At 63.8% G+C, this 25,004-nt stretch carries 27 protein-coding genes; 11 read left to right on the forward strand and 16 right to left on the reverse strand.

Features of this window, described 5'->3' with window-relative positions; all coding sequences use genetic code 11:
• Positions 1-30: 30 nt before the first annotated feature.
• From AC0L3N_RS17505 to hemC, 4 genes are all read right to left on the reverse strand, one after another.
• A complete protein-coding gene (locus AC0L3N_RS17505) occupies positions 31-1,611 on the reverse strand; it encodes a heme biosynthesis HemY N-terminal domain-containing protein (RefSeq protein WP_473548782.1) in 1,581 nt (526 codons plus the stop codon).
• 10 nt (positions 1,612-1,621) lie between these two features.
• Complete coding sequence (locus AC0L3N_RS17510) at positions 1,622-3,136, reverse strand: COG4223 family protein (RefSeq protein ID WP_473548783.1); 1,515 nt, start codon at positions 3,134-3,136, stop codon at positions 1,622-1,624.
• 90 nt (positions 3,137-3,226) lie between these two features.
• On the reverse strand, positions 3,227-3,943 hold the full coding sequence (locus AC0L3N_RS17515) for a uroporphyrinogen-III synthase (RefSeq protein ID WP_473548785.1): 717 nt from the start codon (positions 3,941-3,943) through the stop codon (positions 3,227-3,229).
• 1 nt (position 3,944) lies between these two features.
• On the reverse strand, positions 3,945-4,871 hold the full coding sequence (gene hemC / locus AC0L3N_RS17520) for a hydroxymethylbilane synthase (protein ID WP_473548786.1): 927 nt from the start codon (positions 4,869-4,871) through the stop codon (positions 3,945-3,947).
• A 104-nt stretch (positions 4,872-4,975) separates the two neighbouring features.
• Between hemC and tsaD the strand changes: the two genes are divergently transcribed.
• The 6 genes from tsaD (at position 4,976) to AC0L3N_RS17550 (ending at position 9,151) form a co-directional block, all read left to right on the forward strand.
• Entirely contained in the window at positions 4,976-6,061 is a 1,086-nt protein-coding gene (gene tsaD, locus AC0L3N_RS17525) for a tRNA (adenosine(37)-N6)-threonylcarbamoyltransferase complex transferase subunit TsaD (protein WP_473548888.1), read from the forward strand.
• Entirely contained in the window at positions 6,058-7,068 is a 1,011-nt protein-coding gene (locus tag AC0L3N_RS17530) for an NAD(P)H-dependent glycerol-3-phosphate dehydrogenase (RefSeq protein WP_123148837.1), read from the forward strand. Before tsaD ends, AC0L3N_RS17530 begins: the two co-directional genes overlap by 4 nt.
• 24 nt (positions 7,069-7,092) lie before the next feature.
• Positions 7,093-7,389, forward strand: coding sequence for a YciI-like protein (locus tag AC0L3N_RS17535; RefSeq protein ID WP_123148836.1), 297 nt, complete (start codon positions 7,093-7,095; stop codon positions 7,387-7,389).
• A gap of 126 nt (positions 7,390-7,515) precedes the next feature.
• The gene (locus tag AC0L3N_RS17540; RefSeq protein ID WP_123148835.1) at positions 7,516-7,941 is read left to right on the forward strand and encodes an EVE domain-containing protein; all 426 of its coding nucleotides are present in this window, start codon (positions 7,516-7,518) and stop codon (positions 7,939-7,941) included.
• Positions 7,942-7,994: 53 nt separating this feature from the next.
• Positions 7,995-8,594 (forward strand): class I SAM-dependent methyltransferase, encoded by a 600-nt coding sequence (locus AC0L3N_RS17545; RefSeq protein ID WP_473548889.1) that lies wholly within the window; start codon positions 7,995-7,997, stop codon positions 8,592-8,594.
• A gap of 134 nt (positions 8,595-8,728) precedes the next feature.
• Entirely contained in the window at positions 8,729-9,151 is a 423-nt protein-coding gene (locus tag AC0L3N_RS17550; RefSeq protein WP_473548788.1) for a DUF1761 domain-containing protein, read from the forward strand.
• 60 nt (positions 9,152-9,211) lie between these two features.
• Here AC0L3N_RS17550 and gcvA read toward each other — a convergent pair whose 3' ends face one another.
• Complete coding sequence (gcvA, locus tag AC0L3N_RS17555; protein ID WP_123148833.1) at positions 9,212-10,147, reverse strand: transcriptional regulator GcvA; 936 nt, start codon at positions 10,145-10,147, stop codon at positions 9,212-9,214.
• A 163-nt stretch (positions 10,148-10,310) separates the two neighbouring features.
• Here gcvA and AC0L3N_RS17560 point away from each other — a divergent pair, with 163 nt between their 5' ends.
• Positions 10,311-10,547, forward strand: coding sequence for a hypothetical protein (locus tag AC0L3N_RS17560; RefSeq protein WP_473548789.1), 237 nt, complete (start codon positions 10,311-10,313; stop codon positions 10,545-10,547).
• Positions 10,548-10,701: 154 nt separating this feature from the next.
• Here AC0L3N_RS17560 and AC0L3N_RS17565 read toward each other — a convergent pair whose 3' ends face one another.
• Positions 10,702-11,298 (reverse strand): L,D-transpeptidase family protein, encoded by a 597-nt coding sequence (locus tag AC0L3N_RS17565; protein ID WP_473548790.1) that lies wholly within the window; start codon positions 11,296-11,298, stop codon positions 10,702-10,704.
• An 84-nt stretch (positions 11,299-11,382) separates the two neighbouring features.
• Between AC0L3N_RS17565 and AC0L3N_RS17570 the strand changes: the two genes are divergently transcribed.
• Positions 11,383-12,066, forward strand: coding sequence for a response regulator transcription factor (locus AC0L3N_RS17570; RefSeq protein WP_029349304.1), 684 nt, complete (start codon positions 11,383-11,385; stop codon positions 12,064-12,066).
• 229 nt (positions 12,067-12,295) lie between these two features.
• Entirely contained in the window at positions 12,296-12,751 is a 456-nt protein-coding gene (locus tag AC0L3N_RS17575; RefSeq protein ID WP_123148830.1) for a cyclic nucleotide-binding domain-containing protein, read from the forward strand.
• Positions 12,752-12,981: 230 nt separating this feature from the next.
• On the opposite strand, the gene AC0L3N_RS17580 is transcribed toward AC0L3N_RS17575, so the two are convergent.
• From AC0L3N_RS17580 to tesB, 6 genes are all read right to left on the reverse strand, one after another.
• Positions 12,982-13,788 carry an exodeoxyribonuclease III gene (locus tag AC0L3N_RS17580; protein ID WP_473548791.1) on the reverse strand — a complete coding sequence of 269 codons (807 nt, stop codon included), beginning with the start codon at positions 13,786-13,788 and terminating at the stop codon, positions 12,982-12,984.
• A 287-nt stretch (positions 13,789-14,075) separates the two neighbouring features.
• Positions 14,076-14,759 carry an outer membrane lipoprotein carrier protein LolA gene (locus tag AC0L3N_RS17585; protein ID WP_352951844.1) on the reverse strand — a complete coding sequence of 228 codons (684 nt, stop codon included), beginning with the start codon at positions 14,757-14,759 and terminating at the stop codon, positions 14,076-14,078.
• A 168-nt stretch (positions 14,760-14,927) separates the two neighbouring features.
• A complete protein-coding gene (locus AC0L3N_RS17590; protein WP_473548793.1) occupies positions 14,928-17,582 on the reverse strand; it encodes an FtsK/SpoIIIE family DNA translocase in 2,655 nt (884 codons plus the stop codon).
• A gap of 259 nt (positions 17,583-17,841) precedes the next feature.
• Positions 17,842-19,269, reverse strand: coding sequence for an ammonium transporter (locus AC0L3N_RS17595; protein WP_473548795.1), 1,428 nt, complete (start codon positions 19,267-19,269; stop codon positions 17,842-17,844).
• 32 nt (positions 19,270-19,301) lie between these two features.
• Positions 19,302-19,640: a P-II family nitrogen regulator gene (locus AC0L3N_RS17600; protein ID WP_023800571.1), complete on the reverse strand. Its 339-nt coding sequence runs from the start codon at positions 19,638-19,640 to the stop codon at positions 19,302-19,304.
• A gap of 219 nt (positions 19,641-19,859) precedes the next feature.
• The gene (gene tesB, locus AC0L3N_RS17605; protein ID WP_473548796.1) at positions 19,860-20,735 is read right to left on the reverse strand and encodes an acyl-CoA thioesterase II; all 876 of its coding nucleotides are present in this window, start codon (positions 20,733-20,735) and stop codon (positions 19,860-19,862) included.
• A 94-nt stretch (positions 20,736-20,829) separates the two neighbouring features.
• Here tesB and AC0L3N_RS17610 point away from each other — a divergent pair, with 94 nt between their 5' ends.
• Positions 20,830-22,092, forward strand: coding sequence for a ubiquinone biosynthesis hydroxylase (locus tag AC0L3N_RS17610; RefSeq protein ID WP_473548797.1), 1,263 nt, complete (start codon positions 20,830-20,832; stop codon positions 22,090-22,092).
• Positions 22,093-22,362: 270 nt separating this feature from the next.
• On the opposite strand, the gene AC0L3N_RS17615 is transcribed toward AC0L3N_RS17610, so the two are convergent.
• From AC0L3N_RS17615 to AC0L3N_RS17625, 3 genes are all read right to left on the reverse strand, one after another.
• Complete coding sequence (locus AC0L3N_RS17615; RefSeq protein WP_473548890.1) at positions 22,363-22,890, reverse strand: hypothetical protein; 528 nt, start codon at positions 22,888-22,890, stop codon at positions 22,363-22,365.
• Between the two features lie 114 nt (positions 22,891-23,004).
• A complete protein-coding gene (locus AC0L3N_RS17620; protein ID WP_473548798.1) occupies positions 23,005-23,361 on the reverse strand; it encodes a YciI family protein in 357 nt (118 codons plus the stop codon).
• 3 nt (positions 23,362-23,364) lie between these two features.
• A complete protein-coding gene (locus AC0L3N_RS17625) occupies positions 23,365-23,586 on the reverse strand; it encodes a hypothetical protein (protein WP_473548800.1) in 222 nt (73 codons plus the stop codon).
• A 194-nt stretch (positions 23,587-23,780) separates the two neighbouring features.
• On the opposite strand from AC0L3N_RS17625, the gene AC0L3N_RS17630 reads away from it, so the two are divergent.
• Positions 23,781-24,206: an OsmC family protein gene (locus AC0L3N_RS17630; protein WP_123148821.1), complete on the forward strand. Its 426-nt coding sequence runs from the start codon at positions 23,781-23,783 to the stop codon at positions 24,204-24,206.
• A gap of 132 nt (positions 24,207-24,338) precedes the next feature.
• Here AC0L3N_RS17630 and AC0L3N_RS17635 read toward each other — a convergent pair whose 3' ends face one another.
• Positions 24,339-24,980, reverse strand: coding sequence for a YceH family protein (locus tag AC0L3N_RS17635; protein WP_473548801.1), 642 nt, complete (start codon positions 24,978-24,980; stop codon positions 24,339-24,341).
• Positions 24,981-25,004 lie beyond the last annotated feature (24 nt).

Below are 25,004 nucleotides of genomic sequence, written 5' to 3' on the forward strand. Positions count from 1 at the left end.
CATCGGCCAAAACTAGCAAGCTCAGCCAAATCAGAACAATCGAAATTTGCGTGGTGATTTTTGGTCTTCGTCGTCCGGATCGACGCCGGGGTCGTCGGGCAGCCGGGCCAGTTCCTCCGCCGGTTCGACAGCTTCGGCATCCGGCGCGCTGACCGGCGTAACATCGTCTTCGCCGCTTTCCGATCCCGTCGCGGTGGTCGGTTTTTCCGACGAAACAGCGGGGTTCAGCTCGATGACATTTTCCTTTGCCGGCTTGATGGGCGCCGCAATGGTCGGCACCGCGGCGTCCGGCGCGTCCTCGTCACTGTCGATGAGCTGGCCGAGCCGCTCCATCGGCGCCCGCCATTCGAAGGCGTCTAGCTTGCCGGTGATCGGCGAGACCGGCGCCCAACGTTCGGAGACGACGCCGTCGGCAACCCAGGCCGGATCGCGCGGTGCACGCACTGCCTTGGACAAAAGCTGCCGCACCTTGCCCTGATCGCCGGTCTCGGCCTCCTCGATGTCGGCCAGAAGCAGATAGGCGCCTTCGCGGCGATCCATGCGAATGGCCGCCTCGGCCTCTTTACGGGCGGTTGAAAAGTCCTGCGCGTCGAGCGCGGCGCGCGCCACCGCCAGCGAGGATTCGGCGTGGTTCTTCTTCATCTCCTGCAGCTTCTTCGCCCGATTCAGGCGGTCGAGCACGGCATCGCCCGGCCGGGCGTGTGTGTAAAGCTCGGCGATCTCCGGATGCGGCTCGGCTTTCCATGCCGCTTCGAGTATTTTCGCGCCCTTGCGCACCTCGTTCTGCCTGAACAGCAGTTTGGCTGCGACGACCGCCGCCGGGGCGAAATCCGGCCGCAGCCGGTTGGCCTCGAGAGCAGCGGTTTTGGCGGCATTGGGATCGCTGTCGATCAGCGACTGCGCCTTTGCGGTGAACAGCACGGCGCGACGCCGGTTGGCGGCGTCGCGCTCGATCTGGCGCGTCGATTTCTGCGCGTCGACCAGTTTCAGCGCGCCGTCCCAGTCGCCACGCCCGGTCAGGTCTTCCAGCGTCGATTCGGCGGCCCAGGCCAGTTGCGGCGCCATCACCGCGGCACGGCCGGCATAGTGCCGCGCAGCGTTGCGATCGCCGAGGCGCTCGGCCTCGAGATAAAGCCCGCGCAGGCCGAGCAGCCGCATTTCCGGATCGTCGAGCATGGTCTCGAACTTTTCGCGCGCACCCTCGTGGTCGCCTTCCAGCAGCGAAGCCTGCGCCTCCAGCAATTGGATCAACGGCTCCTGGTCGGAGCGGATCAGCTTTGCCGCTTCCTTGGTCTTCTTGCGGGCGAGCGCTCCGTCACCGGCGCCGGCGGCGATCATGCCGGTTGACAGTGCCTGATAGCCACGATCGCGACGGCGCACGCGGAAATAACGCGAGATGGTGTAGGGACTGTTCCACAGCGCCTTGAGCAGCCACCAGACGATCATCATCGCGGCAACCACGGCGACAACCGCCACCGCCGCCACCATCAGGCTGACCTGGTACTGATAGCCGCTGAAGGTGACGACCATCTCGCCCGGCCGGTCGGCCAACCAGGCGAGACCCAGGGCGAGCGCGAAAACGACGGCAAGGAAAAGCAGAATGCGAATCATCGGGTTTCCCTCACGCCTTCATCGCACCTGAAATCAGCGCGTCGACCTGCTTCTCGACCTCGATTCGCGCCTTCAATCTGCCGGCAAAATCGGCGCCGGCAGCCTTCACCGCCTCGGGCAGCGTATCGTATTCGCTGAGCGCCTTGGCGTAGTCGCCCTGGTTGACCGCCACTTCCATGCGGGCGACGGTTTCCGGAGCGCCAGCGCCTTCGACGGCACCGATCGGCCTGACCTTGACCAGCGATTCGGCGCTCGACAGCAGGCTTTGCAGGAAGCCGGCATTCTGGTCGACGGGCTCGGAGGCAGCGACCATGGCATTGGCGGCGGCAGGCATTTCGGCGGCGATCTCCGCACGGGTCGGAACGCCCTTTTCGGCGTAGGCACGTAAGCCTGCGATCTCGGGTGCATCCGGTGAAATCGCCGCAAAGGTTTCGAGTTCAGCAATGAATGGCGCACCGCGGTCGAGGGCAGCCTTCAGCGCCGAAGCGGCGATGGCGAGCGCAACCTTCGGCTGCCCGGCCTGTGCCTCGACTTTGCCGGAAAGCTGCGCCACCGACTGTTCCAGCGCCGCAAGCCGGCGGTCCTGCGCCGTCGCCGTCTCACCCGCGGATTTTACCGCCGCGTCGAGCCCGGCCAGCTTTTCGTTGAGCGGTCCGAGATCGACCGGCGCCGTATTGCCGGCCTGGCCAAGGGCAGCGACCGCCGTCTCGATCTGCCTGACCTTGTCGCCAAGCGCTGCAAGCCCGGCAGTGTCGCCTGCACCGCCCTGCTCGACCGCCGATTTCAGCGCCGCGACATCCGTCTTGACCTGATCCAGCGCCGACGACAGCCCGTCCACCTTGGCCGACGCATCATTGTTGCCGGCCGTGTCCTTGAGCCCTGCGATCTCGCTCTTCAGCGAAGCGATTTCGCCATTGACGCCATCGAGCGACACGCCGTCCGAGGAGACATCGCCAGCCCCTGGCGCGCCGAGCAGGCCGGCAAACTGCAGCCCTCCGGCGGCAGCGAGCGCGATGACGCCGCCGATAATGCCGGCAGCGATACCGTTGATGCCGCCACGCTTCGGCTGCGCTGCCATCTCTTCATTCCCTGTCTGGGTTTGTTTCGGCGCTTCATCGGTCCCGCTGCTGGTCCCCGTCCCGCTGGCCCCTCTCCCACTGGCTTTGGCGGATCCGTCGTCGAAGCCATAGTCGAAGGCCCGGTTCGCTGATGCCTCCGAGCCGGCCGGATAAGTCGGTTTGGGTCCTTCGGGACCTTTGGCGCCGCCCTCTGCCGGCCCTTCCGAGCCGGCCGGCGGGGCCGCGTCGGCATGTTCCCACGGCTCGATGTCGGTCTGATCGGCATGCACGGGTTCTTCAGGCGCTTCCGGCTGCGACGCGTTTGCCGCTTCCTCCGCCTTCGCCTCGTCGGTCCGCCCGTTGGCGGCATCCTCGTCGGCAACGCGCGACACAGCGCCGGGTTCGAGCTCGATGGTCACCGGCTCGCGACGGCTTTTCGAATGCCGCATCTTCGGCGTCTTGACCATGCTTAGGCTCCGCAAAATTCGCTTCGGGATGGTTCAGAAGGGTCTAGCACATCACCAAGCGGTGAAAAGGGGCGGCGTGATGACACGGGGTCAACGCCACGTCCGCAAAAGCTCCAGCAGTGCCTCCTCGCTGGGCTCCGGCGCAACGCGGAGCTTTTCTGAGGCGACAGTTTCCAAGGCTGCGGCAATACGTCCGGACAGCGCGAAAAACCATGTCTCTTCAAAAAGATCGCGCAGCGCCGGCCGTTCGGTCAGGGCCTGCATCGCTGCCGCCGCCTTGGCCGAATAGAGCAGCACCGCTTCAGCCGGCTGGCCGGACAGGCGCGCAAGGATCGCAGCGTCCGAATAGCTTGGCGCAACGGTGTCGTAGGTCTCGATGGCGCGGACGTGGACACAAGCGGCCTTCAGCCGCGCCTCGAACGCCGGAAACCGCACCCGTCCGCACAGATAGACGATGGTCTGTCCGGCGTAACCGGCGGCAAGCGCATCGGCCAGCGCCTCGGCGTCGCCCGGCCCTTCGCTGACGGACAGGAATCCCACCGTGCGGGCCGATTCCGCTGTCCGTCTGCCGACGGCATGGCAGGGCAAGGCGGCGAGCGCCGCGATGATTTCCTTCGGCGCGTGGCGCACGGCATTGGCGCTGGTGACCGCAACGGCCGCGGACTTGTATGCGACCCCGTCCGCATCGACCGGCAGCGCCACCGTTTCGGTCAGCGGCAGCAGGATCGGCTGAAAGCCCTGGTCTCGCAGCCGCTGTGCCGTGCGCGAGGCGCCTGGTTCCGGCCTCGTCACCAGGACGCGAACCATGTCAGGCCCAGCCGTCGAAGAATTTTTCGCCGGCCCTGGCCCGCACGGTCCTGGCGGCGTCCTCGCCGATGCAGGCGGCATCCTGCGCCGGGCCTTCCGCCCTGACCTCATGGGATTGCGTGCCGTCCGGCGAGATGATCAGCCCGGCGAAGAAAACCGTTCCGCCCGATATCGTCGCATGGCCGGCGATTGGCGTGCGGCACGACCCGTCGAGCGCCGCAAGGAAGGCGCGCTCGCAGGCCAGCGCCTGTCCGGTCGGCACGTCGTGGATTGCCGTCAGCATCCTTTCCACATCGAGGTCGCCGACGCGGCTTTCGATGCAGATCGCGCCTTGCCCCGGCGCCGGCGGAAAGGTGTCGAGCGGCATCAGGTCGGTGATGACATTCTCGAGCCCGAGCCGCTTCAGCCCGGCATAGGCGAGGATGGTGCCGTCGGCGACGCCCTCGTCGAGCTTGCGCAGCCGCGTCTGCACATTGCCGCGAAACATCACCACCTCGAGGTCCGGCCGCATCCGCCGGATCAGCGCCTGGCGCCTGAGCGAGGACGAGCCGACCCTCGCGCACTGCGGCAATCCGGCGATTGTTTTCGCCGCCTTGCCGACGAAAGCGTCGCGGGCGTCCTCGCGCGGCAGGAAGGCGGACAGTTCCAGCCCGTCGGGCAACCCCGTCGGCATGTCTTTTGACGAATGTACGGCGATGTCGATGCGGCGCGCCAGCAGCGCATCCTCGATCTCTTTGGTGAACAGGCCCTTGCCGCCGGCTTCCGCCAGCGGCCGGTCCTGGATGCGGTCGCCGCTGGTCGAGATGACGACCACTTCGAACGCCTCAACCGGCATGCCGTGCGCCGCCATCAGCCGCGCTTGCGTTTCATGCGCCTGCGCCAGCGCCAGCGGGCTGCCGCGTGTTCCGATTTTCAAGGTTGTTTGCATGGCGCGCCGTCCGTGATAACCCCCGGCAGATTGAGGCCGCTTTCCCGGCTTTCTCCTAACGGGGAAAGGCTGGTTGCACAATCTCTAGGGATGGCGACGAATTGATCCGCGTTCTGGGTATTGAGACGAGTTGCGACGAGACCGCCGCCAGCGTGGTAGCGCTGGACGCCGGCGGCGCACCCAAAATCCTGTCAGATATCGTGCTCAGCCAGATCGAGGAGCATGCAGCCTTTGGCGGCGTCGTGCCGGAAATCGCCGCGCGCGCCCATGTCGAGGCGCTGGACGGCATCATCGAGGCAGCGCTCGCCGATTCGGGCGTCGAACTCGCCGACATCGACGCAATCGCCGCGACTGCCGGCCCCGGCCTGGTCGGCGGGCTGATCGTCGGGCTGATGACGGCGAAAGCCATTGCCGCGGCCGCAAACAAGCCGCTGATCGCAATCAACCACCTCGAAGGCCATGCGCTGACCGCGCGGTTGACCGACGGGCTCGACTTTCCCTACCTGTTGCTGCTGGTGTCCGGCGGCCACACCCAGATCGTCGCGGTGCGTGGCGTTGGCGACTACCAGCGCTGGGCGACAACCATCGACGATGCGCTTGGCGAAGCCTTCGACAAGACGGCCAAGATGCTCGGCCTGCCCTATCCTGGCGGACCGAATGTCGAGAAGGCGGCGGCGACCGGCGATGCCGCGCGCTTCGCCTTCCCGCGGCCGATGAAGGGCTCGGCGCAGCCCGATTTCTCCTTTTCCGGGCTGAAGACCGCCGTGCGCCAGGCGGCGACGGCCATTGCTCCGTTGAGCGACCAGGACGTCGCCGACATCTGCGCCTCGTTCCAGGCGGCGGTGGCGGATGCGCTGGACGATCGCGTTGCGAGGGCGCTGAACCGATTCCGTCAGGAATTTCCAGGCGAACTGAAGCCTGCGCTCGTTGTTGCCGGCGGCGTCGCGGCCAACCGGACGATTAAGACGACGCTCGAAGCCCTGTGCGAGAAAGCCGGCTTTGCTTTCGTCGCGCCGCCGCTCAAACTCTGCACCGACAATGCGGCGATGATCGCCTGGGCCGGCATCGAGCGGTTTCGCGCTGGCATCGCGGGTGAAAACACCGCCGATTTCGTGCCGCGCTCGCGCTGGCCGCTGGACAGCATCTCTGCCCCGATGGTCGGCTCGGGCCGGCGCGGGGCCAAGGCATGACCGGCAGCGGGCACAAGGCGCCAAGCGGCTGGCGCATTGCCGTACTCGGCGGCGGTGCCTGGGGCACGGCGCTGGCGCTGGCCATGTTGCGAGCCGGTCATTTCGTCCGCCTCTATGCGCGCGACCCGGAGACCGTCGCCGCGATCGACCGTGGCGAAAATCCGCGCTATCTGCCGGGCATCGCGCTCCAGGCCGGCATCGTGGCAACGAGCGACATCGAGGCTGCGCTCGACGGCGCCGATTGCGTGCTGGCGGTGGCGCCGGCGCAGTCGCTGCGCGCCATGCTGACCACCGCGAAAACCCATATGCCCAAAGACGTCCCGCTGGTCCTCTGCGCCAAGGGCATCGAGCGTGACACCGGCGCTTTGCTGTCGGCGATCGTCGACGAGATCCTGCCTAAAAATCCGGTCGCCGCCCTGTCCGGCCCGAGCTTCGCCACCGACGTCGCTAGAGGTCTGCCGACGGCCGTGGTGGTCGCCGCCCGCAACGAGGGTCTGGCGGCCGATCTTGCCGCCCGCTTCTCGGCGCAGAACCTGCGCTGCTATTCGAGCGACGATCTCATCGGCGTCGAGATCGGCGGTGCGCTGAAGAACGTCTTCGCCATTGCCGCCGGCGCGGTCACCGGCGCTGGGCTCGGCGCCAGCGCCCAGGCCGCCATGGTGACGCGAGGCTTTGTCGAATTGCGCCGCATCGGTGCTGCCTTCGGCGCCAGGCCCGAAACGCTGATGGGGCTTTCCGGCCTCGGCGATCTGCTGCTGACCTGCTCGTCCGCCCAGTCGCGCAATTTCGCCTACGGGCTGGCGCTGGGGCAAGGCAAGCCGCTTGCCGGGCTGCGCTTGGCCGAAGGCGTGCCGACGGCGGCGATCGCCGCCCGCATCGCCACCGAACGCAAGATCGACGCGCCGATCATCGCCGCCGTCGCCGCCATACTGGACGGCACGATCACCATCCGGCAGGCTGTGTCGGCGCTGATGACAAGGCCGCTGAAGACCGAAAGCGACGTGTAACCTCGAACGATCCGGAGATGGAAGATGCTGTTTGCTTTGATTTGCAAGGACAGGGCCGGACGCCTGCAGGTGCGGCTGGATACGCGGCCCGAGCATGTTGCCTTCCTGGAAGGATTGAACGGCGAGAAGAAGCTGGCCTTCGCCGGTCCGTTCCTCGACACCGACGGCAAGCCGAACGGCAGTCTCGTCGTGGTCGAGGCGCCCGATCTGGCCGCGGCAGAGGCGCTATCGGCAGCAGACCCCTACGCCAAGGCCGGGCTGTTCGAAAGCGTCGAAATCCGGCAATGGAATTGGACCTTCAACAAGCCGGCGAGCGCATGACCCCGAAAATCGGAATCGATTTCGGAAAGGATCATGCGCAAAATCAAAGTGCCACAGCGTCCTTTGCGCGTCTGAAAGACGCGCGGCGCTGTAGCTGATTCTCAGCCGCCAGGAGGAGCAAAAACGATGAACTACTGGCTGTTCAAATCCGAACCCTCGGTCTTCTCCTTCGAGGACCTCAAGGCGAAGGGCAAGGCCGGCACGCAATGGGACGGCGTGCGCAATTATGCGGCGCGCAACAACATGAAGGCGATGCAGATCGGCGATCTCGGCTTCTTCTACCATTCCAACGACGGGCTCGACGTGGTCGGCATCGTCGAGGTCTGCGCGCTGGCCCATCAGGACACCACGTCAGATGATCCACGCTGGGAATGCGTCGATATCCGCGCCGTCAAGGATGTGCCGAAGCCGGTGACGCTGGAACAGGTCAAGGCCAATCCCAAGCTTGCCGAGATGGCACTGGTCCGGCTCGGACGGCTTTCCGTGCAGCCGGTGACGCCGGCCGAATGGAAAGAGGTCTGCCGCATGGGCGGCCTGACGCCGGCTCCGTGACGGCGCTGACGCCAAACAGCGCGAGAAACTTCATCCTCGACAACACGGCGCTGATGGCGCCGCCGCATGTGCCGGAGATCCTGCTGCATATGGCCGACGAAGCGCATGAATTGTGGCAGCGGACCGAGGACGAACTGGCCGAAATCGGCCTGCCGCCGCCTTTCTGGGCCTTCGCCTGGGCCGGCGGCCAAGGCCTTGCCCGCTACATCCTCGACAATCCGGCTGATGTGCAGGGCAAGCGCGTGCTCGACTTTGCCTCCGGTTCCGGCCTTGTCGCCTTTGCGGCGGCGAAGGCCGGCGCGGCAGAGGTGATCGCCGCCGACATCGACCCGTTCTGCGCGACGGCGATCCGCCTCAACGCCGAGGCCAATGATGTCGGAATAAAGTTCCTCGGCTCGGACTGCATCGGAACCGATGCGGGTTGGGATGTGGTTCTGGCCGGCGACGTCTTCTACGACAAATCCTTCGCCGACCGGCTTATGCCATGGTTCGCGACGCTGAAGGCGCGCGGCGCCGACATCCTCGTTGGCGATCCCGGCCGCTCCTATCTGCCGAAGACGGGGCTGGAACCGCTTGCCGTCTATGAAGTGGCGGTAACCCGGGCGCTGGAAGACGCCCTGGTCAAGCGCACGACCGTCTGGCGGTTTGCTTGATGGCACCGCCGAACAGGCGTTCCATCGCGCATCGATTTTGAGAATACGCATGTCGTTGTCCCAAAACCGCTGGGCACCCCCGGTTCGGGCCCGGGGGCATGCTTTTGGGCGACATGCTTCCGGGGAGGGAAATCATGGATTTCTCAGCAGTGAACTGGCTGGCGGTGATCGTCGCCGCGGTGGTGGCGTGGTTGTTCGGCGCTGCCTGGTACATGGGCCTGAGCAAGCCGTGGCTCAAGGCCGCCAAGCTTGATCCGGCGACCATGGGTAAATCGCCGTTGCCCTTCGTCATCAGCTTCATCGCGGAACTTGTTATGGCGCTCGTCATGTCTCTGGTCATTGGAGCGATGACCGGTGGCGAACCGAGCCTCATTGCCGGGCTCGTCTTCGGCTTCGTTCTCTGGCTCGGATTCGTCGCCACGACGCTTTCCGTCAATCATCGCTACCAAGGTTTCGGCTGGGATCTGACCATCATCGACGGCAGCCACTGGCTTGGCGTGCTGCTGATCATCGGCGCGGTGATCGGCTGGTTCGGCGCGGCGGAAGTTGCCGGCTGACCCTGCCGCCACGAAATAGGTCGACGACCGCCGGCTGGCCAACTCAGAGCGACGTAAAGCTCATCCCAGCGTCGGGTCCGGCTGCGGGTTGTGAACTTCGTTCAGGAGCCAATCCCTGAACGCCACGATCCTGGGGTCGTTGGCCGAGGCGATGGGATAGACCAGGAAGTAGGCGAAGTCGGGCGGAACCTTGATGCCAAGTTCGAAGGGCCGGATCAGCCGGCCCTCGGAAAGGTCGTTTGCCACCATGGCAAAATCGGCGAGTGCGACGGCATTGCCGTCGAGCGCGGCCTGTACGGCGTCGGTCGAGGTGTTGAACACGATTGTCCGGCTGTCGTCGAAATCGTCGACGCCGGCCGCCGCCATCCACATCCGCCAATTCGGCCAGGTCACGCCTTGTCGCGCCCACTCGATATGGGCGAGCGTGTGATGGAAGAGATCGCGTGGCTCGCGCAGCGGCGGGCCGGAGGCCAGCAGGCTGGGGCTGCACACAGGTATGATGACATTTTCGAACAGCCGGTGGGTGCAAAGGCCCGGATATTTTCCCGCGCCGAATCGGATGCCGACATCGACGTCGTCCAGGTCGAAATCGCGCAATTCGGAGGCAATGTCGAAGCGGAGCTCGATGCCAGGCCGCTGCTTGCGAAAATCATCGACGCGCCGCATAAGCCATTTTGTCGCGAACTGGGCGTCGAGGGTCACTTTCAGCAGCGCCGTTCCGCGCGCCATCTTGTGCGCCCGTGAGACGGCCCGGCCAAGCAGGTCGAGCGCGTCGGTCGAGGCCTCGAACAACACCGCGCCCGCCTCCGTCAGCCGGATCGTGCGGCTGGTGCGCGTGAACAGCACGATGCCGAGCTGATCCTCGATTTCCTTGATCTGGTGGCTGACCGCGGCCGGCGTCAGGCCGAGCTCGTCTGCGGCGCGGGTGAAATTGAGGTGCCGGGCCGCCGCCTCCAGCGTCCGCAGTGCACGGGTTCCGGGCAGCAGGCGAGCCATCAGAGTAGGACGAGAAGAGGCCGGTCGAGCATTTCCAATCCTCAAACAAAACTTGAAGATGGAGAGAAAACTACTCGTTTCTCGTTTTATTTTCAATCCGTCATGATGTGACCATCGAATAAACATCAAGCCGGATTTGATATCCGGAGAAGCGGATTGCACGATGTCTCACATTGCCTTGAGCTCTGAAACCGTCCGCCCGGCCTGGCTGTGCGCGACGCTTGACTGGTTTCGCCATGCGAAAGTTGCGGTCAACCTCCCGCATGAAAAAGTCGAGGATCTTCCGGACCGCCAATTGCGCGACATCGGCGCCGAACGCAAGGATGTCGCGCACGTGATGGACCGGGAACTCGGCCGGTTGGGTCTGCTCGACATCGGCTGGCAGAGGCCGCGGACGTAGGGGGAGTAGGGCAGTAGGGCAGTAGGGCAGTAGGGCAGTAGGGCAGTAGGGCAGTAGGGCAGTAGGGCAGTAGGAAAACGAATAGGCAAGCGGCGCGCCTGCGCAATCCTACTGACACTTTGTTCCTTCCCTATTCCCCTATCCCCCTATTCCCCTACCTCACCACCCTCATCACCGTGCGGTCCGACAGCAGCGGCAGCAGCCGGGCCATCGTGCGCGCCGTCACCGCGACGCAGCCTTGCGTCGGCGTGAAGCCGGGGCGCGCCAGATGAAAGAAGATGGCGCTGCCGCGCCCGCGGCGGCGCGGCGAAATGTTCCAGTCGAGCACCAGGCAGGCATCATAGAGCCGGTCGGCGCGCAGCATCCGCTCGTGGCTGGCGCCATAGGGAATCTTGACCGGACGGTTGTAGTTGCGGTCCTCAGGCACTTCGCACCAGCCGAGATCGGGACCGATCGGTGTCATCGCCAGCCGGGTTTTGCGGCCGCCGGAGAAATGATCGTTACGGAAATAGCCCGACAGGATCCTCATCGAACCAAGCGGCGTGGCGCCGTCGCCTTCGCGTTTGCCGGCCGATATGCCGCCGCGTCCCAGCGCACAGGAAAACACCAGTTTGCCGGCCTGCAGGAGCCCCTGGCTGGCGTGGCCGGGCCTGGCACGCACCGTGAGAACACGAAGCCCTTTTCGCAAAAATGCGCTCGCCTCATTGCACGCGCGTTTTTTCTTGTATGATCGTGCCACGGAACAAATCATTGTGATCGGCTGTTGTGCCGGTCAGCTTCCGCATAAACAGGCAGCGGTCAACTGAATTTTCTTTTCAAAACAACGGATTGATCCATGACTTCACGCACCATTCTGATCGTCGATGACGATGACGACCTGCGCGGCACGCTCGTTGAGCAATTGTCTCTCTATGAGGAATTCGATGTCCTGCAGGAATCAACCGCCGCCAAAGGCGTCGCCACGGCCCGCGGCGGCCTCATCGATCTGCTCATCATGGATGTCGGCCTGCCCGACATGGATGGCCGGGAGGCGGTGAAGATACTACGCAAGGGCGGCTACAAGTCGCCCATCATTATGCTGACGGGACACGACACCGATTCCGACACGATTCTCGGCCTCGAAGCCGGCGCCAACGACTATGTGACCAAGCCGTTCCGCTTCGCGGTTCTCTTGGCCCGTATCCGTGCCCAGCTTCGCCAGCATGAGCAGAGCGAAGACGCCACCTTTTCGGTCGGCCCCTACACTTTCAAGCCCAGCCAGAAGCTTCTGATCGACCAGCGCGGCGCCAAGGTGCGGCTAACCGAAAAGGAAGCCTCGATCATCAAGTATCTCTATCGCGCCGACCAGAAGGTGGTGACGCGCGACGTGCTGCTCGAGGAAGTCTGGGGCTACAATTCCGGCGTCACCACGCACACGCTGGAAACCCATGTCTATCGGCTGCGCCAGAAGATCGAGCGCGATCCTTCCAATGCAGAAATTCTTGTGACAGAAAGCGGCGGCTACAAGCTGGTTCCTTAAACATTTAATCATTCAATCAGCGGTCGGGGCAGGGGCCGCTTTCGGGGTACGATCCTGAGACTGGAGGTGGTTCTGGATCGAACTCGCTGACGCATCGGCCCAAAAATCGGTTCGATTTTTGGAAAGCACGGTGGGTCAAGTTCAAAGCGTTCGAGCGTCCTTTGCGCGTCGAAAGGAGGCTCGGCGCTCTAAGGGAGGGATTGGACTGGCCGTTCGGGGACATAGCTAGATGGCGTTGGATGACGACATCCGCATCCTGTCCGCCGTGAGGCTCTTCGAGGGCTTCACGCAGGAACAGTTGCGTCTGCTCGCCTTTGGCGCGGAAACCACCAGCCTGCAGGCCGACCACAAGCTCTACCGCGAGGACGACGAGGCCGATTGCGCCTACATCGTGGTCAGCGGGCGCATCGTGCTCTATCGCGAGCAGGATGGCGCCCGCGTGCCGATAGGCACGGCCGGCCCCGGTACCATGTTGAGCGAACTGGCGCTGATCGCCGACACCAACCGGCTGACCAGCGCATCCGCCGAAATCGATTCGGAAGTGCTGCGGCTCAGCCGCAAGATGTTCCACCGCATCCTGGAGGAATATCCCGATATCGCGGTCCATCTGCACCAGCGCATCTCGGAGGATTTTCAGGCATTGATCCGCCGCATCGAGAAACTGGCGCCGCGTTTCGACAACTGAACCGGATGCTTTTCAACTCGCCCTCGCAACCAACAGACCGTGAAAGCCAATCGGATCAGGGCGGCAAGGGCTGAGGTGTGTCGAGATTCAGATCAGGCAGAGCCGGAGTCGAAGACGGGCGCGAAGCGACCAGAATGGTGGGGTCCGAGAACCGTACTTTTGGGTACGTGAGCACCGGAAGCGCAGGAGACCACCATTCGCAGGCCGGCCTCATCTGAATATCGATACACCTAATCCAGGTCGAACCGCGCGATCACCGGCACATGGTCCGAAGGCCGTTCCCAGCCGCGGGCCGGCCGCAGGATTTCGTAGCCGGCAAAGCTCGGCACCAGATTTGGCGACGACCAGACATGGTCGAGCCGCCGGCCGCGATCCGACGCTTCCCAATCCTGCGCGCGATAGCTCCACCAGGTGTAGAGCTTTTGCTCATAAGGCACGTTGAGCCGCATCAGGTCGACCCACTCGCCGGCGAGCCGCATCGCCTCGAAACTTTCCGTCTCGACCGGCGTATGGCTGACCACTTTCAATAGCTGCTTGTGCGACCAGACATCGTGCTCGAGCGGCGCGATGTTGAGGTCGCCGACCAGGATCGAACCGGACATTTCGCCATGCTCGGCGCGGATGGCGTTCATCTCGGCGACGAAATCCAGCTTGTGCTTGAACTTGCGGTTGATGATCGGATCGGGCTCGTCGCCGCCGGCCGGAACGTAGAAATTGTGCAGCAGGATCGCCTTGCCGCCGGCCCGGACGGTGACCGACAGATGCCGGCAGTCCTCGATCTCGCAGAAGCGGCGCTTGTCGACAATCGCGATCGGCCGGCGCGACACCGTCGCTACGCCGTGATAGCCTTTCTGACCATGGAAGGCGATGTGGTCGTAGCCGAGCTTGCGGAAGGCCTTCTCGGGGAACAATTCGTCGGGAACTTTGGTTTCCTGCAGGCAGAGCACATCTGGCGCCTGTTCCTCGAGCAGGCGCTCGACGATTGGCATGCGCAGGCGGACGGAATTGATGTTCCAGGTGGCGATGGAAAAGGGCATGCACAGGATCCAGGGCAGCGCATGGCCGCCAGAGGTGAACGCCTTGGCGAGTCATGCGCCCATGAAAGAGTCGGGCCGGAACCTGCCAGCGGAGCGCGGCAAAAACAAGCCGGCCCACGCTCGAAGCGCGGCCTGGGCTGGCACCAGGGTTCGCTGAGATTCAGGTCAGGCCGAGCCGAAAATGATGGGTTCCGAGAACAGGAGCGGAGCGTACTTTTGGTACGTGAGCACCGGAAGCGCAGGAACCCGCCATTTGCAGGCCGGCATCACCTGAATATCAACATACCTTAGCGCGACTTGGTATTGAGTTCCCGGTTCGCCGTATAGTCGATGGCAAAAGTGTCGGGGGCGAAGCTTACGCCTTCCCTGACGTTGAAGATCATCACCGTCGTGTCCTTGCCTTGCGCATCGGTGATCGTCCACTGGCGCAATTCGTAGGTTTTCGGATCGAACATCATGGTGATCTTCGAACTGCCGAACACCGATTTGTCGGCGAGTTGAATGGTGGTGACGTCGTTCTCTTCCTTGACGCTTTTGACGCGGCCGCCGGAGAGGTCGATCTTGGTGTCGAGCAGCAGCTTGAGCGGCGTCTTCGATAGCGGGTAGAGATCGGACGTTTTCAGCCGCTTGTTGAGGATGACCACCGACTTGCCGTCGGAGATCACCCGGAAATTCGACGTCCCGTCATAGTTGAAGCGGATCTTGCCCGGCCGTTCCAGAAAGAACTTGCCGCCGGTCTGTTCGCCCTTGGGTCCGAACTGCACGAATTCGCCGGCCATCGATTTGACCGAGGAAAAATGGTCGGCGATCTTCTGCGCGGTGGGTGGCACCGCCGCTTGCGCCGACGCCAGCAACTGGACCCCGGGCACGACGTTGATGGCCGCAGCACCTGCCAGGACCAGGCCGAGGCCAAGCAGCTGGCGGCGGGTCGGGGCAAAGTCGCTGATCGTGGCAAAAGAAGAATTTTTCATGCCGGTCACTCTCGTCTGGTTTATCTGTTGTCGCAGTGTTTGGCCCCCCAGTTGGGCTTAAGTTTGACGGCCGAACAGCGCTTGGTCGTTGCAAACGCGCCAGAAGGTTCAAAGTTGCCGCCGTCAGGTTGCAGCCGCGAAAATCCTATCGGTTGGTGCCGGGGCGGATCAGAACTTGTCGTCCTCCGTCGGCACCAGAATCTCGCGTTTTCCGGCATGGTTGGCCGGGCCGACAATACCTTCCTTCTCCATCTTCTCGATGATCGAGGCGGCGCGGTTGTAGCCGATGCCGAGCCGGCGCTGGATGTAGCTGGTCGAGGCCTTGCCGTCGCGCAGCACCACGGCAACCGCCTGGTCGTAGGGATCGTCGGAATCCTCGAAATTGCCGCCGCCACCGCCCGAACCACCCTTGCCCGACGGCTCGTCGTCGTCCTCATCGTCATCCTCGGTAATGGCGTCGAGATATTCCGGCACGCCCTGCAGCTTCAGATGAGCGACGATCTTCTCGACCTCGTCATCGGAAACAAAGGGGCCGTGTACGCGCTGGATGCGGCCGCCGCCGGCCATGTAGAGCATGTCGCCCATGCCAAGCAGCTGTTCGGCGCCCTGCTCGCCCAGGATGGTGCGGCTGTCGATCTTCGACGTCACCTGGAAGGAGATGCGGGTCGGGAAGTTGGCCTTGATCGTGCCGGTGATGACGTCGACCGACGGCCGCTGCGTCGCCATGATGACGTGGATGCCGGCGGCGCGCGCCATCTGCGCCAGGCGCTGCACCGCGCCTTCGATGTCCTTGCCGGCGACCATCATCAAATCGGCCATCTCGTCGATGATGACGACGATGTAGGGCATCGGCTCGAGATCGAGGTTTTCGGTCTCGTAGACCGCTTCGCCGGTCTGGCGGTCGAAGCCGGTCTGCACGGTGCGCGAGATTTTCTCGCCTTTCTTCTCCGCCTGCTGCACCCGCGCGTTGAAACCGTCGATGTTGCGGACGCCGACCTTGGACATCTTGCGGTAGCGGTCCTCCATCTCGCGCACGGTCCATTTCAGCGCCACCACCGCCTTCTTCGGGTCGGTGACGACAGGCGTCAGAAGATGCGGGATGCCGTCATAGACCGAGAGCTCCAGCATTTTCGGGTCGATCATGATCAGTCGGCAGTCCTGCGGCGTCAGCCGGTAGAGCAGCGACAGGATCATGGTGTTGATGGCGACAGACTTGCCCGAACCGGTGGTGCCGGCGACCAGCACGTGCGGCATCTTGGCGATGTCGACGATGACCGCCTCGCCATTGATGGTTTTGCCGAGCGCCAGCGCCAGCTTGGCCTTGGTGGTCTCGAAATCGCGGCTGGCCATGATTTCCCTGAGATAGACGGTCTCGCGCTTGGCGTTCGGCAGCTCGATGCCGATGGCGTTGCGGCCGGGCACCACCGCGACGCGGCAGGCGATCGCGCTCATCGAGCGGGCGATGTCGTCGGACAGGCCGATGACCCGCGACGATTTGATGCCGGGCGCCGGCTCCAGCTCGTAAAGCGTGACGACCGGGCCGGGGCGGACATGGATGATCTCGCCCTTGACGCCGAAATCCTCCAGCACGCCCTCGAGCAGACGGGCATTCTGCTCGAGCGCGTCCTTGGACAGGCTGGCGTCGCGCACGACGTTCTTCGGTTCGGACAGGAAATGCAGCGACGGCATTTCGAATTGTTCGGAGCCGATCAGCGAGGTCTGGGCTTCGCGCTGGACACGAGCGCCCGGAACGGGTCGGGGCGCCGGCGCCGCGACGCGTGTGGCCGCATCGGAGCGGAACGGCTGCACCTTCGCATTGGGCGCAGTGCTGCGCTGGCCCACGGGCTCCGGCGCAAAATCCATGTCGTCGTCATCGTCAAAAACATCGGCGTCGTCGGGATCGAGCGAGGCGCTGCGGTCGTTGACCATGGCGGCGAAGAATTCCGGCTCGACGCGGGCGCGGCCATCGGGGCTCATCCGCGCTTCGGCGAACTCGGCCGATTCGACCCTCTCGGCAGCGCGGCGCCAGGCGCTGGCGCGCGGTTCCATCTCCGGTTCGAAATCGTCGCGTTCCCGGCGGCGCGCGGCGCGGCGGCGCAGATAGGCACGCAACGACAGCCACCAATGCGTGATCGCGCCAAGCGCCAGAATGCCCTCGTCGCCTTCGTCCTCGTCATTGTCGAAAAGCAGGTCGTCCTGGTCCCTCGGATCGGGTGCAGCCGGTTGCTCCAGGACGGCGAAACCGTTCTGGCGCGCAATCAGCGCCGAGCCATAGGCAAACAGCCACAGTGCCGGGGCGGCGAGAAGCACGGCGAGCACGCTGGCGATGAGACCTGTCGGGTAGCCGCCGACGACGAGACCGGGAATCTGGAGCACCATGTCGCCGAACACGCCGCCGAGACCGGTCGGCAGCGGCCAGGTCTTCGGCGGCACCACGCAGCCGGCGATGGCCGCAGCAAGCACCGCGTAGCCAAACCAGGCGAGCCCGCGCTTCGGCAGCCTGTCGACGCCGCGCGCCGAAAACAGCAGAAATCCCCAGACCACCGCCGGCACCAGGGCCGCGACGGCAGCAAGGCCGAAGAACTGCATGGCAAGGTCGGAGAACACAGCGCCCACATAGCCCATGGCGTTGGTGACGATGTTATCGGTGGCGTGGGAGAAGCTTGGGTCGGCGACGTTCCAGGTGGCGAGGCTGGCGATACCGAAGGCGACCAGCGCAAACAGGCCGGCGCCGACCAGCCGGCCGACCTGACGCCGTGCGAATGCCCCGATGCCGTGCCCCGTATCGGCCAGCGCGAGCGGTGCTGAAGCCCCTGAACGCATGCTCTTCCCCGTCTATCATTGCCCGGCCGATAGCGCAGGCGCAACTCGGCAGATTCGAGCACCAGACTATCGGCGGGAAGGTTAAGGCAGCATTAACTATAAGGGGTTGAGGGAAGTATCTTGCGGCGAGTAGCTGGCACGGCCATGCGCGCAAAAAAAGAGGCCCGGAAACGTTCCGGGCCTCAATGCGTGAGCCCTTTCGGGAGCGTCACGACGGGATGGGAGAATGCGGAGCGGCCAAGGCCGCCCCAGACATGACTTACGGGTGATAGGCCGCTTCGCCATGCGCGGTGAGGTCGAGCCCTTCACGCTCTGCATCGGCTGTCGGGCGCAAGCCTACGATCATATCGACGATCTTGTAGAGGATGGCGCTGCCGATACCCGACCACAGCACGGTTACCAGGACACCCTTGAACTGCGACCACAGCTGGGTCGCCGTGCCGGCATAGCCGGCGGCGAAGTCGGCTGTCGAATAATCGACGATGCCAGCGCCGCCGAGGGCGGGATTGACCAGGATGCCGGTGCCGAGTGCGCCGATGATGCCGCCGATGCAGTGAATGCCGAAGACATCGAGGCTGTCGTCGTAGCCGAACTTGTTCTTCACTACTGAGACGAAGAAGTAGCAGACACAGGTGGCGACGATGCCGAGCACGATGGCGCCCATCGGTCCGGCAAAACCGGCGGCGGGCGTGACGGCGACAAGGCCGGTAACAGCGCCCGAAACCGCACCAAGCATGGACGCCTTGCCGCGCAGCAGCGTTTCAAGCACGATCCAGGTCACTGCCGCCGCCGCCGTGGCGACGAAGGTGTTGACCATGGCCAGCACCGCATAGGCGTTGGCTTCGAGGTTCGAACCGGCGTTGAAGCCGAACCAGCCGACCCACAGCAGCGAAGCGCCGACCATGGTCAGCGTCATGGAGTGCGGCGCCATGACGTCCTTGTTGTAGCCAATGCGCTTGCCGATCATGAGCGCCCCGACTAGGCCGGCGATGCCCGCATTGATGTGAACGACGGTGCCGCCGGCGAAGTCGATGGCGCCGAAGCCGAAGATGAGCCCCGACGGGTCGCTATAAGCGCTCGGGCCACCCCAGAACCAGACCATATGCGCGATCGGGAAGTAGACGAATGTGACCCAGAGGATGGTGAAAAGGATCACGGCGGAGAACTTGACGCGTTCGGCGAATGCGCCGACGATCAGGGCGGGCGTGATGCAGGCGAAAGTCATCTGGAAGAGGACGAACACCAGTTCAGGAATGGCGACGCCCTTGGTGAAGGTTTCCGACACCGTCGTCACGTCGACCCCGGCAAGAAACATCTTGGAAAGGCCGCCGACGAAGGCATTGCCTGGGGTGAAGGCAAGGCTGTAGCCGTAGAAAACCCAGACGATCATGACCACGCTGGTGATGGTGAAGACCTGCATCAGCACCGACAGCATATTTTTGGCGCGAACCAGGCCGCCGTAGAAAAGGGCAAGGCCGGGAATGGTCATCAACAGCACCAGGATGGTGGAAATCATCATCCACGTCGTGTCGCCCTTGTCGACGGTAAAGGCCGGCGCGGCTGGGGCTGCCGGTGCGGCCGGCGCCGCTTCCTGCGCGAATGCGGCGACCGTGCCCAGTGCTGTGACAACGAGCGAGCCCAGCAGCGCGGTGCGCGCCGCCGACTTCAAAGTAGCAGAAATATTCATTGAACTCTCCATTTGGAATACGTGTCCGCAGCTCAAAGCGCGTCGGTGTCTGTTTCGCCGGTGCGAATGCGCACCGCCTGGTCGATGCCGAAAACGAAGATCTTGCCGTCGCCGATCTGACCGGTCTTGGCCGCCGCGGTGATGGCTTCGACGGCCTTGTCGACCATGTCCAGGCCGACCGCGACTTCGATCTTGATCTTCGGCAGGAAGCTGACCGCGTATTCCGCCCCGCGATAGATTTCCGTGTGTCCCTTCTGACGCCCATAGCCTTTGACTTCGGTGACGGTCAGGCCCTGGATGCCGACTGCGGTAAGCGCTTCGCGCACCTCGTCGAGCTTGAACGGCTTGATGATTGCCATCACGATTTTCATAAGGTTTCACCCTTTGCTGTTGCGGGTCCCCGCGTTTGTACGACTTCGCCGATCCCCATGAGAGCCGGAGAGTGCCCGCTAGGATTCAAGCTCCGTGCCAATTGCCGAAGCAGGGTGTTAACCTATTGTTAAATAACGAATTGGGGAAGGTTTGTCGGCTGACTGTTCATAGTCGCGTCAGCACAGCTGACTAAAAAATAGGCAATTTTGCAAAATTGCCTATTCGGCAGGCGGCCGCTTCAGGCGGATCAGCCCTTCTTGGGCAACCGAGGCGATCAACGTGCCGTCGCGAGCAAACAGCGACCCGCGGGTGAACCCCCGCGACCCTTGCGTCGACGGGCTGTCCTGCGTGTAGAGCATCCAGTCGTCGAGCGGATGGCTGCGGTGGAACCACATGGCGTGATCGAGGCTCGCCGCCTGGATGTCGCTATCGAAAATGGCGCGGCCATGCGCAAAGGTTGAAGTATCGAGCAGCGTCATGTCGGAAAGATAGGCAAGCACTGCCGCCTGCGTGGCGCGATCGGCCGGAACCGGGCCGGTCGTGCGGATCCAGATGTTCTGCTTCGGCTCCAGCTTTTCCCGGCTGGTGTAATGCTCCAGCATCACCGGCTTCATCTCGATCGGCCGGTCACGCTCCCAGTAGCGCCTGATGCCGTCGGGCACGGCCTCGCCGAACTTGCCAATCAGTTCGCGCTGCGACAGCAATGTGTCGGGCGCCGGCACCTCCTGCGGCATCGGCACCTGATGCTCGAGCCCGACCTCTTCCTGCTGGAACGAGGCTTCCAGCGAAAAGATCGCCTGGCCGTGCTGGACCGCCACGACACGGCGCGTGGTGAAGGAGCCGCCGTCGCGAATGCGGTCGACCTGATAGATGATCGGCACCTTGGTGTCGCCGGGCCGCATGAAATAGCCGTGCAGCGAATGCACGTGGCGTTCGGGCTCCACCGTTCGCTGGGCGGCGACCAGCGCCTGGGCGATGGTCTGGCCACCGAAAACACGCTGCCAGTCGAGTTTGGGGCTGCGACCCCGGTACAGGTTGTGTTCCAGCTGCTCGAGGTCAAGAATGCCGAGAAGCTCGTCCATGGCCGCCGTCATGTTTCGCGCCCTCGCCGTAGAAGTGTTATTGCTTTCCGACAGGAATGACGGGCAGTCAAGGCCGGAAGGGAATTTGGCCGGAAAGGAATTTGCCATGGTGGATCGCAAGGCGGATGCAAAAAACCGAACCGCGCTCGACATTCTGGTCGCCGGCGCCGGCTATGTCGGCCTTGCCGCTGCGGTATCGCTGAAACAGGCGCGGCCGAGCCTCGCCGTCGCTGTCGTCGACGCCGCGCCCGCCGGCGTCTGGCAAAAGGACGGCCGCGCCTCGGCCATCGCCGCTGCCGCTTGCCGCATGCTCGACCAGCTCGGCGTCTGGGCCGAAATCGCGCCCGAGGCGCAGGCGATCACCGAGATGATCGTCACCGATTCGCGCACTTCCGATCCGGTGCGGCCGGTGTTTCTCACTTTCGATGGAGAGGTCGCGCCCGGCGAAGCCTTTGCGCATATGGTCGCCAATAGGGATTTGAACGGCGCCTTGCGCCGACGCGCTGAAAAACTCGGCATCGACATCATCGAAGGCGTCGCAGTCAGTGCCTTCGACGTGAACGGCGCCGGCATCACCGTGCATCTTGCCGACGGCGCGACGCTGAAGGCGCGGCTGCTGGTCGCCGCCGACGGCGTCAACTCGAAGCTGCGCGACATGGCCGGCATCAAGACGGTGAAATGGGAGTACGGCCAGTCCGGCATCGTCTGCACCGTGGCGCATGAACGGCCGCACAATGGTCGCGCCGAAGAGCATTTTCTGCCAGCCGGCCCGTTTGCCACGCTGCCGCTCAAGCCGGACACGGACGGCACCAACCGCTCGTCGATCGTCTGGGTCGAGCGGTCGGAAGATGCCGAAAAACTGGTCGACAGCGACGACCTCGTCTTCGAGCACGAGCTGGAACAGCGGTTTGGCCTGAAGCTCGGCGAAATTCACGTCGCCGACAGGCCACGCGCCTGGCCGCTCGGCCTGACGCTTGCCCGCGCCTTCGTCGCGCCGCGCATTGCGCTCGCCGGCGACGCCGCCCACGGCATCCACCCGATCGCCGGCCAGGGCCTGAATCTCGGCTTCAAGGATGTGGCGGCTCTTGCCGAGGTGGTGGTCGAGGCCGACCGGCTCGGCCAGGATATCGGCGCGCTCGACGTGCTCGAGCGCTACCAGCAGTGGCGGCGTTTCGACACGCTGCAGATGGGCATCACCACCGATGTCCTGAACCGGCTGTTTTCCAACGACATCGGCCCGTTGCGCGCCGTCCGCGACATCGGCCTCGGCCTCGTCGAACGCATGCCGCGCTTGAAGGATTTCTTCATTCGCCAGGCGTCCGGACTGTCCGGCGACACGCCGAAACTGCTCAAGGGCGAGGCGATCTAATCTAAGCGCCCGCCTCACGGACATGCCAGGGCGCGTTGAGATTCAGGTCAGGCCGAGCCGAGAACGGTGAGTTCCGAGAACCGGAGCGGAGCGTACTTTTCGTACGTGAGCCAGCGCATGACCTTTCCGAAATCGAATTCGATTTCGGAAAGGTCATGCGCAAAATCAGAGTTCTACAGCGTCCTTTGCGCGCCCAATAGGCGCGCGGCACTGTAGTAAGCGCAGGAAGTCGCCGTTCGCAGGCCGGCATCACCTGAATATCAGCACACCCTAGTTGACCTCGAAGCCCAGCTTCTGCCGCAGCCGCAGTACCCGCTGGTCGGATATCTTCAGGGGCTGCTCACCAGCCTGCGCCGCGCGGTTCACCATCTGCAGCAAATCGTTTCGCTCAGTCACATCCAGACGATCGCGCAGGAACGGCGCCAGCTTGTCGATGACGATCGTGGCATCGTCGATCTGTGACGCCGCCCATTTGGCGTAGACCACGGCCTCATCGGTCTTCTTGTCGTCCGCAATCTCCGAAATCACCGACCGAATCGCGGCTTCGCGCTGCGGCAGGACAGGGCCGTTCTCGGAAACGATGGCGGTGATCAGCGTCGCGGCCGCCACGACCGGATCGTCGATCGCCGTCAGCGGTGAGAGCGCCGCCTGCTTGCGCAGTCTCTTGCGGCGAATGTTCCCTTGCACACGCCCGACGACGTCCGCGACCTCGCGCGCCGCATCGTTCATGGCCTTCATCCGATACCACCAGAACGCCGCCGCTCCCAACAGCCCAATTGCAGCAATCAGTATATGCATGCCGGTGATCCCCAAACCGCAGCGACGATAGGAGAAGTGCTGCCTCGCTTCAACACGCAAAAGTTGCGCCCGCCGAAGAAATTTGATTCAGCCGGACGCAAAACAGAATAATCGCTAGGACCCCGGCACGTCGTAGATCGCCCTGACCTCGATCGTGCCGATTTCGGCCAGCGGGATGCCGCCGGCAATCTCCAGCGCCTCGTCGATATCCCCGGCCTCGATCATGACGAAGCCGAGCAATTGCTCCTTGGTCTCGGCGAAGGGGCCGTCTGTAATCAGTCGCTTGCCCTTGCGCCGACGCACGATTTTCGCGGTCTTCACCGACTGCAGCGCTTGCGCGATGATCAGCCGACCGCTTTGCTCTACCGATTTGTCGTAGGCCAGCGAGTCAGCGTCGAGCTTGGCCAGCCTCTCCGGGCTCATTGCATAAAGGTCTTTTTCCTCACCATAGACCAGGCAAACGTATTTCATCTCTCATCTTCCTTGTTGTGGGGAACCATAGGATGCGGCCACCTCGGTGTCAGCCGCGCCTATGCCGGTCGCCGCGTGATCGAGAACGCATGCCGCGACCCCGATGATGGCGACCGCCGCCAGAAGCCGGCCGAAACCGAACGGCGGCGGATGCAGCCAGTAATCTTCCCGCCGTTCGGGCTTGCAGCCCGAGCTCTTCCACAGTGCGATGAACAAACCATCCATGTGAACCTCCATCCGGCCGCGAAATCCGTGACCGCCCGCAGGACGGTCGAGGCCGATGGAAGTCGACATTTTTGCACGCGCATTTTTTTAACGCCTGGCCATTGGCGCGAAAGCACGGGTGGCCTTCGTGCCCACGCGCGCTATAGTCGATCAGACGCCGATCACGGCTCAGCCACCACATCAAGGAGGAATTCATGGACCGCACCGCAAACGCCGTCTGGAAAGGCAATCTGAAAGAGGGCAAGGGCACGCTCGACACGCAGAGCGGGGCTCTGAAAGGCACGCCCTACTCGTTCAAGATGCGCTTCGAGGACGAGAGCGGCAAATCCGGCACCAATCCGGAGGAACTGATCGCGGCGGCGCATGCCGGTTGCTTTGCCATGCAGCTTTCGCATGTCCTGGCCGAGAACGGCACCCCCGCCACCGAACTCGACGCCAAGGCCGTGGTGACGCTGGTTCCAGGCACCGGCATCACCGGCAGCGCGCTCACGCTGGTCGGCAAGGTGCCGGGCATCGATGCCGCGAAATTCCAGGAGCTGGCCGAACAGGCCAAGGCTGGGTGTCCGGTTTCGAAGGCGCTCGGCGCCATCAAGGTTTCGCTCGACGCCAAGCTCGGTTGAGCAGATGGCATGAAGTGATAAACGCCGGCTCCAGGGCTAGCGTTTTCATTTGTGGGGCGTCGGTGATCCTTCACACCCCCTCTGTCCTGCAGGACAGACGGGGTGCTGTCCATCCGACGCCTCAAAAGGTCGTTAGCTTCCTTCGCCGGTCAGCGCGTCAATTCGTGCGCGCAATTGTGCGACCTCTTCCTCGAGAGCCTGCACGCGCGCTTCGAGGTCCGAAGCCGGCGACGGTGATTGCAGGGGCGTTGCAGCCACCGCTGGCGTCTGCACTGGCCCGCCCAAGAGATGCACATAGCGGTCCTCACGCTGGCCGGGACCACGATCGATCTGCTGAACGAGCGGCGGCTTGCGGCCGATCAACAGGTCGAGATTGCTGCGAAGCTCGTCGATGGAGGGTAACCGCGCCATGCGCTCGCTGCGCGCCAGCAATTCATGCGCGGTCTGCGGACCGCGCAGCAACAGCAGCCCAAGCAGAGCGATCTGCGCCGAAGTCAGCGAAAAGCGCTGCGCAACGACATGCTCGTAACGCTCGACGCGCGAGGCAAAGACCTGCCTGACTAGGCCCTTGTGCTCAAGCTGGCCAAGTGCTCGTCTCACCTCGACAAGCTCGACCGACATCACCGGCTCGCGCGCCGTCTTCTGGTTGGCGGCGGCATGCGCTGCATTGAGCGTCAGCGGGTAGATATCGGGCGTCAGTTCCTTCTTTTCGATCAGGCAACCGAGCACGCGCGCTTCGACGGGAGAGAGGATGGGGAGATCGGTATCGGTCATTGGATAGCTATTGCTGCTGGTTTT

The sequence above is a fragment of the Mesorhizobium sp. WSM4807 genome, assembly GCF_055811615.1.